14 protein-coding genes are annotated in these 15,537 nt (G+C 37.6%); 10 read left to right on the top strand and 4 right to left on the bottom strand.

What is annotated here, in order from left to right; all coding sequences use genetic code 11:
- The first annotated feature begins 112 nt into the window (after positions 1–112).
- Together BM137_RS03850 and BM137_RS03845 are read left to right on the top strand one after the other, a co-directional pair.
- Positions 113–1,012, top strand: a complete 900-nt coding sequence (locus BM137_RS03850) for an ABC transporter ATP-binding protein (protein ID WP_092479836.1) — start codon at positions 113–115, stop codon at positions 1,010–1,012.
- Complete coding sequence (locus BM137_RS03845) at positions 1,005–2,243, top strand: ABC transporter permease (protein ID WP_092479835.1); 1,239 nt, start codon at positions 1,005–1,007, stop codon at positions 2,241–2,243. The genes BM137_RS03850 and BM137_RS03845 overlap by 8 nt, the downstream gene beginning before the upstream one ends.
- Before the next feature lie 86 nt (positions 2,244–2,329).
- On the opposite strand, the gene BM137_RS03840 is transcribed toward BM137_RS03845, so the two are convergent.
- Positions 2,330–2,794 carry a YslB family protein gene (locus BM137_RS03840; RefSeq protein WP_218147492.1) on the bottom strand — a complete coding sequence of 155 codons (465 nt, stop codon included), beginning with the start codon at positions 2,792–2,794 and terminating at the stop codon, positions 2,330–2,332.
- A 233-nt stretch (positions 2,795–3,027) separates the two neighbouring features.
- On the opposite strand from BM137_RS03840, the gene racE reads away from it, so the two are divergent.
- From racE to BM137_RS03815, 5 genes are all read left to right on the top strand, one after another.
- Positions 3,028–3,843 (top strand): glutamate racemase, encoded by an 816-nt coding sequence (gene racE / locus BM137_RS03835; RefSeq protein WP_092479833.1) that lies wholly within the window; start codon positions 3,028–3,030, stop codon positions 3,841–3,843.
- Between the two features lie 39 nt (positions 3,844–3,882).
- Positions 3,883–5,256: a ribonuclease PH gene (gene rph / locus BM137_RS03830; RefSeq protein ID WP_092479832.1), complete on the top strand. Its 1,374-nt coding sequence runs from the start codon at positions 3,883–3,885 to the stop codon at positions 5,254–5,256.
- Between the two features lie 13 nt (positions 5,257–5,269).
- Complete coding sequence (locus tag BM137_RS03825) at positions 5,270–5,785, top strand: metallophosphoesterase (RefSeq protein ID WP_092479906.1); 516 nt, start codon at positions 5,270–5,272, stop codon at positions 5,783–5,785.
- A gap of 122 nt (positions 5,786–5,907) precedes the next feature.
- Entirely contained in the window at positions 5,908–6,390 is a 483-nt protein-coding gene (cbpB, locus tag BM137_RS03820) for a cyclic-di-AMP-binding protein CbpB (protein ID WP_092479831.1), read from the top strand.
- Positions 6,391–6,531: 141 nt separating this feature from the next.
- Entirely contained in the window at positions 6,532–7,698 is a 1,167-nt protein-coding gene (locus BM137_RS03815) for an N-acetyldiaminopimelate deacetylase (protein ID WP_092479830.1), read from the top strand.
- 102 nt (positions 7,699–7,800) lie between these two features.
- Here the strand turns inward: BM137_RS03815 and BM137_RS03810 are convergent, their stop codons facing one another.
- Positions 7,801–8,685 carry a mechanosensitive ion channel family protein gene (locus tag BM137_RS03810; protein WP_092479829.1) on the bottom strand — a complete coding sequence of 295 codons (885 nt, stop codon included), beginning with the start codon at positions 8,683–8,685 and terminating at the stop codon, positions 7,801–7,803.
- Between the two features lie 313 nt (positions 8,686–8,998).
- Here BM137_RS03810 and BM137_RS03805 point away from each other — a divergent pair, with 313 nt between their 5' ends.
- Positions 8,999–9,433: a DUF948 domain-containing protein gene (locus BM137_RS03805; RefSeq protein ID WP_092479828.1), complete on the top strand. Its 435-nt coding sequence runs from the start codon at positions 8,999–9,001 to the stop codon at positions 9,431–9,433.
- 51 nt (positions 9,434–9,484) lie between these two features.
- Entirely contained in the window at positions 9,485–10,084 is a 600-nt protein-coding gene (locus tag BM137_RS03800) for a YtxH domain-containing protein (RefSeq protein ID WP_092479827.1), read from the top strand.
- A 128-nt stretch (positions 10,085–10,212) separates the two neighbouring features.
- Here BM137_RS03800 and BM137_RS03795 read toward each other — a convergent pair whose 3' ends face one another.
- Positions 10,213–11,310, bottom strand: coding sequence for a M24 family metallopeptidase (locus tag BM137_RS03795; protein ID WP_092479826.1), 1,098 nt, complete (start codon positions 11,308–11,310; stop codon positions 10,213–10,215).
- 225 nt (positions 11,311–11,535) lie between these two features.
- Between BM137_RS03795 and ccpA the strand changes: the two genes are divergently transcribed.
- Entirely contained in the window at positions 11,536–12,546 is a 1,011-nt protein-coding gene (gene ccpA / locus BM137_RS03790; protein ID WP_092479825.1) for a catabolite control protein A, read from the top strand.
- A 160-nt stretch (positions 12,547–12,706) separates the two neighbouring features.
- Here ccpA and BM137_RS03785 read toward each other — a convergent pair whose 3' ends face one another.
- Entirely contained in the window at positions 12,707–15,523 is a 2,817-nt protein-coding gene (locus BM137_RS03785) for a transglycosylase domain-containing protein (RefSeq protein ID WP_092479824.1), read from the bottom strand.
- Between the last annotated feature and the right edge of the window lie 14 nt (positions 15,524–15,537).

The raw sequence follows: 15,537 nt of genomic DNA, 5'->3' as shown, positions 1-15,537 counted from the left end.
AAAAAATAAATGGGCAATGAATAGAAATTGCACAGGAATGATTTCGACTTCTTCTGAAGGTATGCTACTATAAATGGGTACATAATATTATTTAAGTTGCAGGAGGGGTAACATGTTAGAAGCGAAGAATCTAAAGAAAAGCTTTGGTGATTTGACTGCGGTAAATGATGTCAGTTTTACCATTAAACAAGGCGAAATATTAGGGATGATCGGACAAAACGGTGCTGGGAAAACCACGACATTCCGCTTGATTTTGGATTTTTTAACAGCTGATTCAGGAGAAGTTTTATGGAATGGCAAGCCGCTGACTAAAGAAGATTACAACATTATCGGTTACTTGCCGGAAGAAAGAGGATTGTATCCTAAAGTAACGATAGAAGATCAATTGATTTATTTTGCTCGTTTACGAGGGAAAACTAAGAAAGAAGTCAAACCTTTGATCGATATGTGGATGGAAAAGTTTCAAGTCAAAGGTAAAAAGACCGATAAAGTAAAAGCTTTGTCTAAAGGAAATCAACAAAAAGTTCAGCTGATTGCTACATTATTACATGATCCAAAGTTAGTGATTCTTGATGAGCCGTTCAGTGGATTGGATCCTGTAAATGCTGGATTATTAGAAGCAGGGATCAAAGAATTGAAAGACAGAGGTGCGTGTGTGATTTTCTCTAGTCACAACATGAATAATGTGGAAGAAATTTGCGATCATTTATTGATGTTGCGAGACGGTTCTGCAGTTTTAAAAGGAACAGTAAAAGAAATCCGTGAACAATTCGGACGGACGAAACTATTTTTAGAAACAACTATGAGTAAAAAAGAATTAAGCGAGCTGCCTGGGGTAAAAAATATTCAACTGTCTAAAGATGGAGTGTATATGATTGATTTAGAAGACGCCTCTTATGGAGAGAGTATTTTCAATACGGTCACTCAAAATGGATACATTCCTACATTCAGTCAACAACCGCCTACCCTAGAAGAAATATTTAAAAAGAAAGCGGGTGAACCGCATGAATAAATTTTGGGTTGTAGTTGGACAAGTCTACAAAAAGAATGTCCAATCATTAGGTTTTCTGTCCATGGTCTTTGCACCAATTATTATTTTGGTTGTTATCGGGGCTATTATTTATTTTGTATCTGATTCAGAAAGCGGCGTTCCTGAAATTGCTGTCTTAACGGATAACCAACAAGTGGTCTCTATCTTGCAATCTGAAACCGAAGAGTTTGAAGTGAATTCAGACATCACTACAGCTGCCGAAGCAGAATCTGCTATGGAAGCTGAAGAACTAGATGGTTATTTGGTGGTTGAAGAAGAGAATGGACTATACACGGGGAATTATACCTATTCTCCAGACAGCAAGGAATTGGATACTTTGTATTTGAACAGTTTGTTGTCGACGATTCAACAAAGTCAGCAAGCAGCAGAGTTAGACTTGGAACAAGAAGATATTGCCAATCTTTTAACTCCTGCAACATTAGAAGAAACCAGAATTGAATTTGAAGGTGGTGGAATCACGACTACTGAAAGTGCTGAGGATGCGATTCGAATGGCTGGTGCTTATGTAGTTGGGATTGCGGTGTTTATGTTTATCATGACTTATTCAAGTATCATAGGAGAAGAGATTGCTTCTGAAAAAGGTACTCGGATCATGGAAGTTATTTTATCCAGTGTTTCTTCGACAACACATTTCTTTGGGAAATTAGTGGCAATTGTGTTGATCTGTTTCACTCAAATCGCTATTTATGCAGTCTTAGGAGTAATAGCTTTACAAATTGGTTTTGTAAAAGACTTACTTGAAGGATTTGATATTTCTTCCATCCTGCAAGGATTTGTCGGAACATCTTTGATTTATTTTGTATTAGGAATCGTATTGTACGCTGTATTAGCTGCATTCTTAGGATCTCTGGTTTCAAAAGTAGAAGACGTTTCAAAAGCGGTCACGCCTATTGTGTTCTTATCTCTGGCCGGATTTTATGCTGGTTTGTTTGCCTTCTACAATCCAACTCATATGGTCATCAAGATCGGATCTTACATCCCCCTCTTTACGTCTTTTATCATGCCGTTTAGAGTAGCGAGCGATACGGTTACTGCAACGGGTATAACTGTATCAATTGCAGTGTTAATTGTATTTGTTTTACTGACCACTTGGCTGTCGCTCTTGCTATACCGTTCAAGTGTGCTTATTTACTCTGATGCAGGAATGTTTAAAACAATGCAAATATCTTTAAAAGCGATGAAGAAAAAGTAGCTCAAAGAGACAAAGAGTATTACCGATAATGCTAAAAAAAACAACAAAAAACCGTCAGGAAAGGAAATCATCCTTTTCTGACGGTTTTAGTTATTTTGATTCATCTCAACCAAATCTTTATTGTCCCACTTTAAAGTGATTAGAACAGTTTTGTTTTTAATGACTTCAGCATATGCTTCTGCATAAACGCCATTGATCTGCTGCATTTGTTCCGCTAAAAATCCAGCTTCCAAAGAAAAAACAGGCTCTTTTTGAGATAGACGCAAGTCAATCAATTTTCCATAAAGACTGTATGTAGAAGAAGAGCGTTTTTCTTTCGTACGATCGAGAGTTCCAAAAGAAGCTTGTTCGAAAAACTGAACGACTTCTTCGTAACTTGTCAACGGATGATTGCGGGCCAACTCTTTCCCGGCCCAATATAAAATGGCTTCAGCGTCTTTGCCTAATAAGTTTGTTAATAATTCTGTTCGGATCAATTCGTGCCCAAATAAATTTACGGGGGTATCAATTAATGCTGAATTAAATTCTTCAGGTTTTAGTTTCTTTTTCAATGATTTCACCTCAATAGTTTCCTATATTATTATACATTGATTAATAGAAGAAACCTACTATTTTTTATACAATGACTAGTGGAAAAAGGTCTTTGACAAAATAAATTCACTGTTTTATGAGGAAGAAATAAATAAGTCTGCAAACAATGGTATCTAGACTTGAATTTTTAGGTCAAAACAGCGACAATAAATACTAGAGCAGTATAATTTTTATAATAAAGGTTGTTAAAAATATGAAAAAACAAGCAATAGGTTTTATAGATTCAGGAGTCGGCGGATTGACAGTCGTAAAAGAAGCTATGCGTCAATTGCCAAATGAATCCATTTATTATGTTGGCGATACAGCTCGTTGCCCTTATGGACCAAGACCCCAAGAGCAAGTACTGCAATTCACGTGGGAAATGACTCAATTTTTGTTAAGCAAAGACATTAAAATGTTGGTCATTGCTTGTAATACTGCTACAGCCGTAGCATTGGAAGATATTAAAAAGAAATTAGCTATCCCTGTAATAGGCGTTATTATGCCAGGAAGCAGAGCGGCAATTAAATCCACTTCTAATAATCGAGTAGGCATCATTGGAACAGAAGGTACTGTTAAAAGCAAAATGTATGAACAATTGATTCACGACAAAGATAATCAAGTGGAAGTCATTAGTCTAGCATGTCCTAAATTCGTACCTTTAGTAGAAAGCAATGAATATCGAAGTGCAATAGCAAAAAAAGTAGTCGCTGAGACAATGAAACCGTTAAAGAATAAACAATTGGATACTTTGATTTTAGGTTGTACTCACTATCCGTTATTGCGTCCGATCATTCAAAATGTGATTGGGGAAAACGTTACGTTGATCGATTCTGGAGCTGAAACGATTAGTGAAGTAAGCACTATTCTAGATTATTATGACCTAGCTGAAAAAAGTCAAAAGAAACCTTCGAGTGAGCGTAAGTTTTATACTACAGGTTCTAAACAAATGTTTCATGATATAGCTTCACAGTGGTTAGGGTTGAAAGAACTAGAAGTAGAACAGATTCACCTAGGAACTGCAGAATAATAAGTGTCAGTACTAAAGTTGTGAAGAAGGAGTCCGGTTATGCGTAACGATAATAGAAAAATAACGGAATTAAGAAAAATCACTATTGAACCAAATTACTTGCTTCACCCTGAAGGATCTGTTTTAATTTCAATCGGCAACACAAAAGTGATTTGTACAGCGACAGTTGAAGACCAAGTACCTCGATTTTTGAGAGGGCAAAACAGCGGCTGGATTCATGCTGAATACAACATGCTGCCTCGAGCGACACAACAGCGAAAACAACGCGATGCTGTCCGCGGCCAAATAAACGGCAGAACGATGGAAATTCAACGGATGATCGCTCGTTCTCTTCGGTCAATCGTCGATTTAAAAAAGCTGGGAGAAAGAACGATGGTGGTAGATTGTGACGTAATTCAGGCTGATGGAGGAACAAGAACAGCCAGTATTACAGGCGGTTTTGTGGCGTTGAGTTTGGCTGTCCAAAAACTGGTCAATCAGCAGTTGGTGAAAGAAACGCCGATTTTAGATAATATTGCTGCTATCAGTGTAGGAATGACGTCAGAAGAAGATATCTTATTGGATTTAGATTTCAGTGAAGATAGCACAGCAGCTGTAGATATGAATCTAGTCATGACTTCCAGCGGAAAATTCGTGGAGATTCAAGGTGCTGGAGAAAAAGCGCCTTTTTCTAAAGAGCAAATGAATGAGATGATGGAAGTAGGAGAAGCAGGTATTCTTCAATTATTTGATGTACAAAACAAGGCTATCAGGGAAGGGAACCGCATGAATCAAAATTTAGCGCCTCTTGACTTGAGTAAGAGCAAAAAAGAAATCTTGATCGCTACTCGTAATAAAGGAAAAGCTGCTGAGTTTGAAAGTTTATTTGGTAAAAAAGGGTTTGCAGTTAAAACGTTGTTAGACTATCCGGATATTCCAGACGTAGAAGAAACAGGGACTACATTTGCTGAGAATGCTCTGTTAAAAGCTGAAACAATCGCAGATAAACTAAATATGCTTGTTTTGGCTGATGATTCTGGATTGAAAGTCGATTATTTGGATGGCAATCCTGGAGTCTATTCGGCAAGATATGCAGGAGAACGAAAAAGTGATGCAGCGAATAATGCAAAATTGCTTCATGAATTAACCAACGTGCCTCCAGAAAAAAGAACAGCTCAATTCCATTGTACATTGGCTTTAGCTGCGCCTGGAAAAGATAGTTTAGTGGTTGAAGGAGAAGTGGACGGACGGATTTTGTCTATTCCGCACGGAGAAAATGGATTTGGTTACGACCCCTTATTTTTTGTAGCAGAAAAAAATAAGACGATGGCTGAAATGACGGAAGAGGAAAAGAATGCAATCAGTCATCGAGCAAAAGCTCTGATCAATTTGGAGAAAGTTTGGGATGAATGGATTTCAATGTTGGACAAATAAGGAGAAGCCGATAATGAAAATACTTGTTGTTAGTGACAGTCATGGAGATAGAGATATTTTAGTGGAACTTCGAGACAAATACAAAGAGAGTATGGATCAATTATTCCATTGCGGGGATTCAGAACTGGAAGCATCCGATGATATTTGGAAAGCTTTCATCACAGTGAGAGGAAATATGGATTTCGACCAGCGCTACGAATTGGAACAAACCGTAGATGTAGGGAGTAATCGTGTTTTTATGGCTCATGGGCATTATCTAGATGTAAAATCTTCGATGGTACCTCTTTTGGAAGCCGCAAAAAGGAATAAAGCAAATTTCGCCTTTTTTGGCCATTCGCATGAGTTGGGTGTAGAAAAAAGAGATGGGATTCTCTTATTGAATCCTGGCAGTATATTACAACCTAGAGGGAAATACCACGTTCAAACCTATGCTATTGTTGAAATGGATGAGAGAGGCATCACGGTTTCTTACTATGACCGCAGTCATCAACCCGTTGAAGGACTTGTTGTTCGGTTCAGCAAAATGTAGAAAAGCCTAATGCTTCGGTGAAATTCGATTTATTTTAAGATGTTTGCTAAAAGATAGGATTATTCGTCTGCGTACTGTAAAATACCAATAGTAATGAAGATAATATTAGGAGGAAACCATCCATGATTGGAGATAAAATCCAAGAGATGTTTTTAGAAAATCAAGAAAATTTCTTGATTCCTGCCAGAGAAGTGGCACATGTCCAAGCAGAAAATAATTTAAACCATGCTCTACTAGTCTTAACCAAGATCGGATTTAATGTTATCGTTGTTTTAGACAAAGAAGCCCGTGTCAGCGGACTGATTTCGATTCCATTGATTATAGAAGCTATCACAGGTGTTACGGAAATCCACTTTGACCGTTTAGATTCATTAACGGTAGGAGAAGTGATGCGAACGGATTTTGCTGTTTTAAATGATGATTATGAACTGGAAGATTTGTTGCATTTGCTGGTCGATAATGCGTTTATTTGTATTGTAGACAACGAAAAGAAATTCCAAGGCATTGTTACAAGAAGAGAAATTCTAAAATCAGTAAACCATGTAGCACATGAATTTGAGCACCGTTACGATGTTCAATTGCATCAAGAATCTATTTTTCAGTAAAGGGTTGACTGATCAGTTAAAGATCATCATCAAACTGAAGAAGCGATTAAAAACAAATAAGCCAAAAAAATCAACTCATCAATAACCAGAAACAGAATGTCTGGTTTATTTGTATGTTAGATAAACGTAAGGAGCAAGACCATGGTAGAAAAAATAGACCCATTTATAAAAATAAGAAGAGATTTGCATTTGATACCTGAAGTAGGGCTGGAAGAATACAAAACACGAGATTATTTGTTGAAAATCATTCAGCAATTGCCTCAAGAACACTTAGAAATCAAAGTAGATGAAACAGCTATTTTAGTGAGGGTAAAAGGGACTGAAGGAAACCGTACGATTGGATGGAGAACAGATATTGATGGTTTGCCTGTCGTAGAAAAAACGGATTTGACTTTTGAGTCTACTCATGAAGGAAGAATGCACGCTTGTGGGCATGATGTACATATGGCCATCACCCTAGGGATATTGACTCATTTTAGTGAGCATCCTGCTAAAGATCACCTTGTGTTCTTTTTTCAGCCGGCAGAAGAAACGGTCAGTGGAGCAAAAATCTATTATGATAAAGGATTCCTAAATGAATGGATGCCGGATGAATTTTATGCGCTGCATGTTGATCCAAATAGACCTGTAGGAACTATCGCAACCAAAGAAGGGACTTTATTTGCATCCACATGTGATTTGACGGTGGACTTCCATGGAATCGGAGGACACGCAGCTTATCCTCAAGAATCAAATGACATGGTTGTAGCAGCCAGCCAGTTTGTAAACCAAGTGCAAACGATCGTCAGCAGAAATGTAAATCCTGTTGAAGGAGCGGTTGTGACGTTAGGTTCATTCCATGCTGGAACGACCGGAAATGTCATCAGTGATCATGCTCGTATTGAAGGGACTATACGTGCATTGACTAAAGACATGAGTTATCGGGTCCAAAAACGATTTAAAGAAATCGCTCAAGGGATTGAAATGACTTATCAATGTAAAGTTGATGTAGATTTGAACATGTACGGCTATTTGCCGGTTATCAATACGCCAAAAGAAACAGAAGCATTTGTTCAGTTTATGAAACATCGTGCTGATGTTCATTATGAAGAAGCTGGGACTGCCATGACTGGAGAAGACTTTGGATACTTATTGGACAAGGTACCTGGAACGATGTTTTGGCTAGGTGTCGATACTCCATATGGATTGCACCATCCTCAAATGTCTCCTAAAGAAGAGGCCATTCCTTTTGCTATAAAAACTGTTTGCGACTTCTTAGAAGCAAAGGCAAACCATGTTTTAGAACAAGAAAAGGTAGCTTTGAGTTAAAAATAAAAAGAAGCCGAATCGGTAGTTTGCTCCGATTCGGCTTCTTTTTTGTATAGACAAGATTGATGAATTTGCGTGTACCATGATTACTATTTTGGAAAGCTAGACTATTGGATATTTTGTTAAAGGAATTTTTATACCTGCTTCTGTTAGACTGCTGACATACTCTTGGAAAAAACGATGCTGAATGTCAAATTGCTGACCATTTAAAGTATACATGGTTATCCGAATTCCAGTCTGACCTTCTCCTATATCGATCATTCCAGTATAAGAAGGTTCTTCTGTAATCTCAGGAAACTGAGGAACAAGTCGCTCATTCACTTCAGAAATAACCTTGGAGACTTTTTGAATGTCAGCGTCAGGATAAAGACGAATTTTGATCATTACTTGCATGTCTTCACGAGATTTATTGCTGACTATTGTAATGTAACGGTTAGGGACAAAATTCAATGTGCCATCAAAACTTTTAACCAACGTCGTTTTAAGGTTCACATCAACGACTGTTCCAGATACCGTATCCAACTCTACCACGTCACCGACATCCATTTGCTTTTCAAGCAAGAGGAAAAAACCATTTACAATGTCGCTGACAAAACCTTGAGCACCTAAAGATAAAGCCAAACCAATTACACCGGCACCAGTTAGTAAAGAAGCCACAGGCACGCCAATTACATTCAGTATAGAATAAGCTAACAGAAAACCTATGACAGCGTGAAAAATATTTTGCGATAGGCTGTTCAATGTATTCAATCGATTGATAGATATGTTTTCTTTTCTTCTATAGCTTGAAAAAGCCTTAGTGATCAAAACATTCCCGATTTTTTTTAGGATATAAAACAGGATCAAGAAAAATAAGATTTGCAGACTAGTGGTCAAGATAGTGCTGATGATTTCATTCCAATTAATGGAATTCCAATATCGGCTGAATAAATTTGTTTTTTCAACCACATCATTCACTACAGACTCTGTAACATTTGATTCATTCATTTTATCACCTCATGAGAAATAATCGCTGCTAAATGACATCTTAACAAAATAACGACTTAAATAAAACCAAAGAGGTGTTAAACTTCTGTGACCATTGTTATAAGCCGGTTTAATGTGTGCAAATACTCATAATAAAGCTAAAAGCGAACTTTTTTTCCTGTTCTATTTCGTATTGTTTGAACTCCTTTTTTTTAAATGGTATTCTATACACGAATAGAAAACGTTTTTTAAATGTTGCCATGTTTGATCTTTATTGATTTGAACGAAACATTTAAAGAATAAATTGAAAAATTTAAGGAAGTGAGGGATTCATATGACAGGTGGAGAAATTGCTGCGTTGATTGCAGCGGTTGCATTTGCAGTACTAGTAGTCTTTTTAGTGATTGTCTTGCTTAAAGTTTCAAAAATCATGGGAGAAGTTTCCGATACAGTCAAGGAAGCTAACTCGAGTCTACGAGTGATCACTAAAGACGCGGACAATTTATTGATTGAAGTAGAGGGGTTATTGAACAAATCCAATACAACATTGGATGATGTAAACGGCAAGTTAGGTAAAACCGATCCTTTATTCCAAGCTATTGGAGATCTAGGGGTATCTGTTTCAAATCTAAACTCTTCTACACGCAACTTAACTGACCGTGTTACAGGAGTAACAAAACGTACTGCTCAAACAGGCGTTGTGACAAAAGTAGGTAAGACAGCTATGAACATGAACCGCAAAAGAAAAAATAAAAAAGATTCAGAATAATCAAGAGTCATACAATCTACAACTTTTATAGAGAGAAAGGAAGATTGAATTATGAGTAAAAAAGGCGGATTTTTATTAGGAGCAATTTTAGGAGCAACTGCAGCTGCAGCAACAACACTTTTATTAGCACCTAAATCAGGAAAAGAATTGAGATCAGACCTTTCTGATCAAGCAGATAAAGCTAAAGGAACTGCAAAAGACTATTCGCAAATAGCAAAAGATAAAGGCACTGAGATGAGAGATGTTGCTATGAGTGCAACAGAAGACATCAAAATCAGCTTAAAAGATACTGCTAATAAAATGAAGAGTCAAATGTCTTCTAATTCGCAAGGATTAAAAGACAACTTGGACGACATTAAATCTGAAGTAAAAGATGCAGCCGAACAAGTGAAAGAAAAAGGAACTGAAGTCAAAGAAGAGTTCCAATCGGAACAAGAGAAAAAAGTTTCTGAAGCAGAAAAATCTCGTGAAATGCCTCAGTATACTGCTGGCAATATGAAAAAAGATGTGGAAAGAGCTACAATGGATTTTGATTATGACCAAGAAAAAGCTGATGAAGATCCTCAATACACTACTACAAATGTCAGCACAGAACAAACAACTGAAGAAAGCGATGGAGAAAGAACGACTAATACAAATGTCGGAATCTAAGCTGTCTTACAGTAAATCGAGTACAAAAAAAAGACATAGAAAACAACTTGTTTACCTATGTTGCACAAAAGAGAGACCGGAATCTTCCGGTCTCTCTTTTTGTGCAACAGTAAATTATCAGATGGTTTTTAAGAGACAACAGTCAGTGATTTAGGTGTGTGAGTGAGAACTTCACATCCATCTGCTGTCACATAGACACAGTCTTCTATACGCACCCCAGCTACACCGGGCACATAAATGCCGGGCTCGATGGAAAAACACATACCTTCTTCGATCACTAAATCATTCCCTCCCATGATCGAAGGAAACTCATGAACATTGCTTCCTAATCCATGACCTAGTCGATGGTTGAAATATTTTCCATACCCAGCCTCTGAGATAACGTCTCGGGCTATTCTGTCTAACTCTCCTGCAGTTATCCCAGGCTTGACAGCTGCAATAGCCGCTTCATTAGCTTCGAGGACTAGATTATAGATGTCTTTAGCTTGTTGGGAAGGTTCTCCGAAAGCTACTGTGCGCGTAACGTCACTGGTATATCCTTCGTAGACTACGCCTAGATCAAATAATATGAGATCATTTTTCTCAATTTTTCTATCACCAGGTGTGCCGTGTGGGCTAGCGGCATTGTCACCGGTCAAGACCATGGTTTCAAAACTCATATTTTTAATGCCCATTTTTTTCAATTCATATTCAATAACCGCAACGATTTCTTGTTCTTCAAGACCTTCACCTATAGCGTTGAATCCAATTTCTAAAGCTTTATCTGCCCATTTACCGGCTTCAATCATTTTTTGGATTTCGTCTGGCGTTTTAATAACTTTCATTTGTTGAATAATAGGGCTTATGTCTTTAATGGATGAAGGAGAAAGCGCAAGATTCAGTTGTTCGAATTTAGAGACTGTTAAGAAATCTTTTTCAACAGCTATAGTCGCTAAATGATCTGCTCGTTGCAGGATTGTCTGTTGGATGATATTCCAAGGATTTTCATGGTCTAAGTAAGAAGCTACATCAAATGTCCATGGACTAGACAATGCATCTTCTTTCTCTAGAGCAGGGACGAAAAGAAACGGAGCAGCTTGTTTAAAGACAAGAAGAGCTAAAATTCTTTCATGCGGTTCACTGTGATAACCGCTAAAGTAAGCGACGTGGTTAGGATCATTGATAAAAACAGCGTCTACGTCATTTTCTTGTAACCAATTTTGCAGAAAAGTTAATTGTTTGAACATTCTATTCCTTCTTTCTAGATAGCTTTATTGCATTCTATTTTATTGTATCATTAAGCAACCGCAGAAGATAAAATTATTTTTTGGAAGCGTTATCTGAAAAAGTAAGTGAAAATTTCATGAAAATAAATATAAACCGCTTGCAATATTGAATTAGATTTGGTAGATTAGATTTATTGAAAAATAGGTTAAAAATGAACGACATGACTTTAAAGGAGCTATTAAAAAATGGAAAAACAGACTATTACGATTTATGATGTTGCACGTGAAGCAAACGTTTCAATGGCTACAGTATCTCGTGTTGTAAACGGCAATCCTAATGTAAAACCAACTACTCGTAAAAAAGTGTTGGACGTTATTGATCGTTTAGATTACCGTCCAAACGCAGTAGCACGTGGATTGGCAAGTAAAAAAACGACTACAGTGGGAGTTATCATCCCAGATGTAACCAACTTATACTTTGCATCTTTAGCAAGAGGGATCGATGATATTGCAAGTATGTACAAATACAATATCATTTTAGCCAACTCTGATCAAAACGATGTAAAAGAAATCCAAGTATTAAATACATTACTTGCAAAACAAGTAGACGGTATTATTTACATGGGGCATAAAATCACAGATGATATGAGAGCTGAATTTTCTCGTTCTAAAACTCCAGTAGTTTTAGCAGGAACTGTAGATCCTGATGAACAAGTAGGCAGTGTAAATGTGGATTATAGAAATGCAGCAGAAGAAGTGGTTGCTGAGTTGATTAAATCTGGAAATGAAAGAATCGCTTTTGTATCAGGACCGCAAGCGGATCCTATCAATGGGATTTACCGTTTAGCTGGTTATAAAGATGCTTTAGAAAAAGCTTCGATGGAATTTGATGAAAGCTTGATTTTTGAATCAGAATATAGTTTCACAAGTGGAGAAGAGTTGTTCACTAAATTAGCAGAATCTGGAGCTACAGCAGCATTTGTTGGTGATGATGAATTAGCAGTAGGCATCCTAAACGGAGCGGTAGACAGAGGTGTCAAAGTTCCTGAAGAGTTCGAAATCGTGACAACCAATAACTCTAAATTAACTGAAATGACTCGTCCTAAATTAAGTACGATCACTCAACCTTTATATGATATCGGTGCGGTAGCGATGAGATTGTTGACTAAGTTGATGAATAAAGAAGAAACAGACGAAAAAACGATTATCTTGCCTTATCATGTTGCGCATAGAGGAACAACACGGTCAGAAGATTAATCTAAACTAAAGAATCCTTGTCTACTCATCAATAAGAGTAGGCAAGGATTCTTTTTTATTTCAATCTAAAGGAGTTGGGATTGTTTAAAAATAAAATAGACACAAAAAAGGTTCATTAGGTACAGAACCCAATGAACCTTTTTTTGCTAAGAGAAGTTGTTTAGTCCTCGTCAGCATTTTCTTCTTCTTTGTTTTCATTGTTCTCTTTTGCCTTAGCACTAGCGCCAGATCCAGCCTTCGATTTCCAAAAACTATTTTGAATGTGAGGAGGGCTTCCGATCAAGAAATCGTAAACGGTAGTTCCAGGAACTTTATCTTTTGCAAAAATCTCTTTTTTCATATCACCTGAAATAGAAACTTTAGCACCATCAGGCAACCATCTAGAAGGAGAAACGTTTGGTTTTCTTTCTTCAAAATCAGCATATTGCAACTCAGATTCTTTAGCTTTTTCTACAGCATCTGAAGGCACGGTGATTTCACCAGGTTTCATACCTGTTTCAGCCAAAACTTCTTCTTCGACGATTCCTTCTGGTCGGGTAAAGTTTTTATCAGACCCTACTAAAGTGGGGTTTTTCTCATAAACAGCGTTCATCAATCTTGCCCAAAAATTCAAATTTCTCTTACTAGGGTGAACGCCGTTTTCTGTGTCTATAGAAATTTGGTCTACATCATATCCTATCCATGAGCTTAACGTAATAGTAGGCGTCATACCAATAAACCAGATATCTTCTTGAGCGTTCGTTGTACCTGTTTTACCAGCAATATCTGCTGAAAAGTTCAATTGATCTGTAGTTCCCCCAACAGTGCTGTTTTCCATGACATCTCTTAAGATATCGACTGTCATATAAGCTGTTTCAGGAGTAAAGACTTTAGTTGTCTCAGATTCATGTTGGTAGATGACTTCGCCATCACTGTTTTCAATGCGTTCAATCATGAAAGGATCAGCATGAACACCTTGATTTGCCAACATCGTGTACGCACTCGTCATTTCTAAAACAGTTGGACCATAGATCATGCCCACAACTTCGCCTTCTTCGTTAACTTCTTGATGACCAGTACCGCCTAAAGCTAAGGCAGCATTTTTATATTCATCAGGATGTACAGCATCCGCTCCAATACCCATTAAAGGTAAGAAGTTACCAGGAGTAGATCCATTTTCCATCATTTGTAAATAAATACGAGAGGTAGGGATATTCATTGAATTGACTAACGATTCTCGAGCAGATACATTTTTATCTGAATAAACATTTCCTACGTTCGTAACTTCATGTCCTTCAATTCTCCCATTCACCCAGTTCGGTACGAACAAACGAGAGTCAGATACCATACTGGCTGGTGTGATCAATCCTTCTTCCAAAGCTGGAGCATAGACTAAAACGGGTTTTATCGTTGAACCAGGCTGTCTTTCTACATACAAACCGTGATTCAGCATATTGTCTTGGTAATTCGTACCGCCGACAAATGCAATGATCCGGCCGCTCGCGTTATCAACCAATGAAGAACCGACTTGGATTTCAACCATTTTAGGAACAGATTCACCTGTTTCAGGGTCTTCTTCCATAGGTTGGATGTATTCCCCGGTTGAAGGGTCGTAAACCGCAGGCGCCTTCTTCGTTCGTCCCATGCCAGGACCATATTCGGATGCTACTTGTTCTAAAGCATTGTGAATGGTTTTATCTATAGTAGAGTAGACTTTATAACCATTTAACCGCAAATCGTCATCTGCTCTTTCGTAATAACGAGTATAGAGATTAGGATCAGCGTCAATATCTTCTTTGGTTAATCCGTCTGCTTCATATAATAACTTCATTAAAATCAAACGTGCTTCCGTTTCAACAGCATCATACGCAAAGGAATTTGTATCTTGTTCATTTTCTTGTCGCAAAATAAAATCTTGTGTCAAATCATAATCTCGAGCTGATGCATATTCTTCTTCAGTGATATAGCCTTCTCGGAACATACGGAACAACACTTCATTTTTTCTACTTAATCCGCTTGTCTGGTCTTCTTTTACCTGACCTGATCCTGTATAAGGGCTATAAGTAATCGGGTTTTGAGGAAGACCTGCAATGAAAGCAGCTTGAGGAAGAGTCAAATCTTTTGCATTTACGCCAAAAATCCCTGTTGCAGCTTCTTGTACCCCAGCGATATTTTGTCCTAAACTATTTCTTCCAAAAGGAGAAACATTTAAATAAGCTTGCAAGATTTCTTCTTTAGAGAAGTAATTTTCGACTCTAAAAGCAATCAATATTTCATTTACTTTACGTTCAAAAGTTACTTCAGGAGACAAGATTTGCTGTTTGATCAGTTGTTGAGTCAACGTGGATCCACCTGAAGTTTGAACAGATCCTGTTAGTTGTTGAACAACTGCGCGAAGGACTGCTTTAGGGACAACTCCTGGATGTTCCCAGAAGTATTCATCTTCTGTCGCAATAACCCCATTAATAACATATTCTGATATGTCATCTAAAGAAATCGTTGTTCGTTTTAAATCTGAACGAAAATCACTGATGGTTTCTCCATTTGCGTAATACATTGTAGAGGTTTGCTCCACGTTTCCGATCGCGACTTGCATATCTTCATAAGAAGGAGGGGTTTGACCAGAGACTAAAGAAGCAAACAAACCAACACCTGCACCTCCTGCAAATGCTCCACCGATCAATAGGATAAGAGAAAAGATAATGACTAAATTCTTGATCACATTATAAGCAACATTAAACCCGAAGAGGAATTTGCTGAAACCTGTTCTGGGTTCTTTATTTTCGTCGATATTATCAGAAGAAAGTTCAGTTGCTTCATCCACTTCATGATTGCCTGAAGTTTCGGCTGCAAGGGCATCCTCTTCTGCACGATTTTTACCAGCTATTTTTTCTCGACTTGAATCTATAAAACTCATACTGTTCTGATAGACAGATTTACCATACTGTGAGATCTTTTCCCACAGTGAACGTCCGTCCTTGTTGTCTGAATCGTTCAAATTTAAATCACCTC

The organism is Desemzia incerta (assembly GCF_900115825.1).
Taxonomy (GTDB): Bacteria; Bacillota; Bacilli; order Lactobacillales; family Carnobacteriaceae; genus Desemzia; species Desemzia incerta.
This window is presented reverse-complemented; position numbering and strand designations above follow the sequence as displayed.

What these genes read in the sequence shown, in the direction of transcription:
- BM137_RS03850 (WP_092479836.1), top strand. Translation starts at nt 113, where the DNA reads ATGTTAGAAGCGAAGAATCTAAAGAAAAGCTTTGGTGATTTGACTGCG.
- BM137_RS03845 (WP_092479835.1), top strand. Translation starts at nt 1,005, where the DNA reads ATGAATAAATTTTGGGTTGTAGTTGGACAAGTCTACAAAAAGAATGTC.
- racE (WP_092479833.1), top strand. Translation starts at nt 3,028, where the DNA reads ATGAAAAAACAAGCAATAGGTTTTATAGATTCAGGAGTCGGCGGATTG.
- rph (WP_092479832.1), top strand. Translation starts at nt 3,883, where the DNA reads ATGCGTAACGATAATAGAAAAATAACGGAATTAAGAAAAATCACTATT.
- BM137_RS03825 (WP_092479906.1), top strand. Translation starts at nt 5,270, where the DNA reads ATGAAAATACTTGTTGTTAGTGACAGTCATGGAGATAGAGATATTTTA.
- cbpB (WP_092479831.1), top strand. Translation starts at nt 5,908, where the DNA reads ATGATTGGAGATAAAATCCAAGAGATGTTTTTAGAAAATCAAGAAAAT.
- BM137_RS03815 (WP_092479830.1), top strand. Translation starts at nt 6,532, where the DNA reads ATGGTAGAAAAAATAGACCCATTTATAAAAATAAGAAGAGATTTGCAT.
- BM137_RS03810 (WP_092479829.1), bottom strand. Translation starts at nt 8,685, where the DNA reads ATGAATGAATCAAATGTTACAGAGTCTGTAGTGAATGATGTGGTTGAA.
- BM137_RS03805 (WP_092479828.1), top strand. Translation starts at nt 8,999, where the DNA reads ATGACAGGTGGAGAAATTGCTGCGTTGATTGCAGCGGTTGCATTTGCA.
- BM137_RS03800 (WP_092479827.1), top strand. Translation starts at nt 9,485, where the DNA reads ATGAGTAAAAAAGGCGGATTTTTATTAGGAGCAATTTTAGGAGCAACT.
- BM137_RS03795 (WP_092479826.1), bottom strand. Translation starts at nt 11,310, where the DNA reads ATGTTCAAACAATTAACTTTTCTGCAAAATTGGTTACAAGAAAATGAC.
- ccpA (WP_092479825.1), top strand. Translation starts at nt 11,536, where the DNA reads ATGGAAAAACAGACTATTACGATTTATGATGTTGCACGTGAAGCAAAC.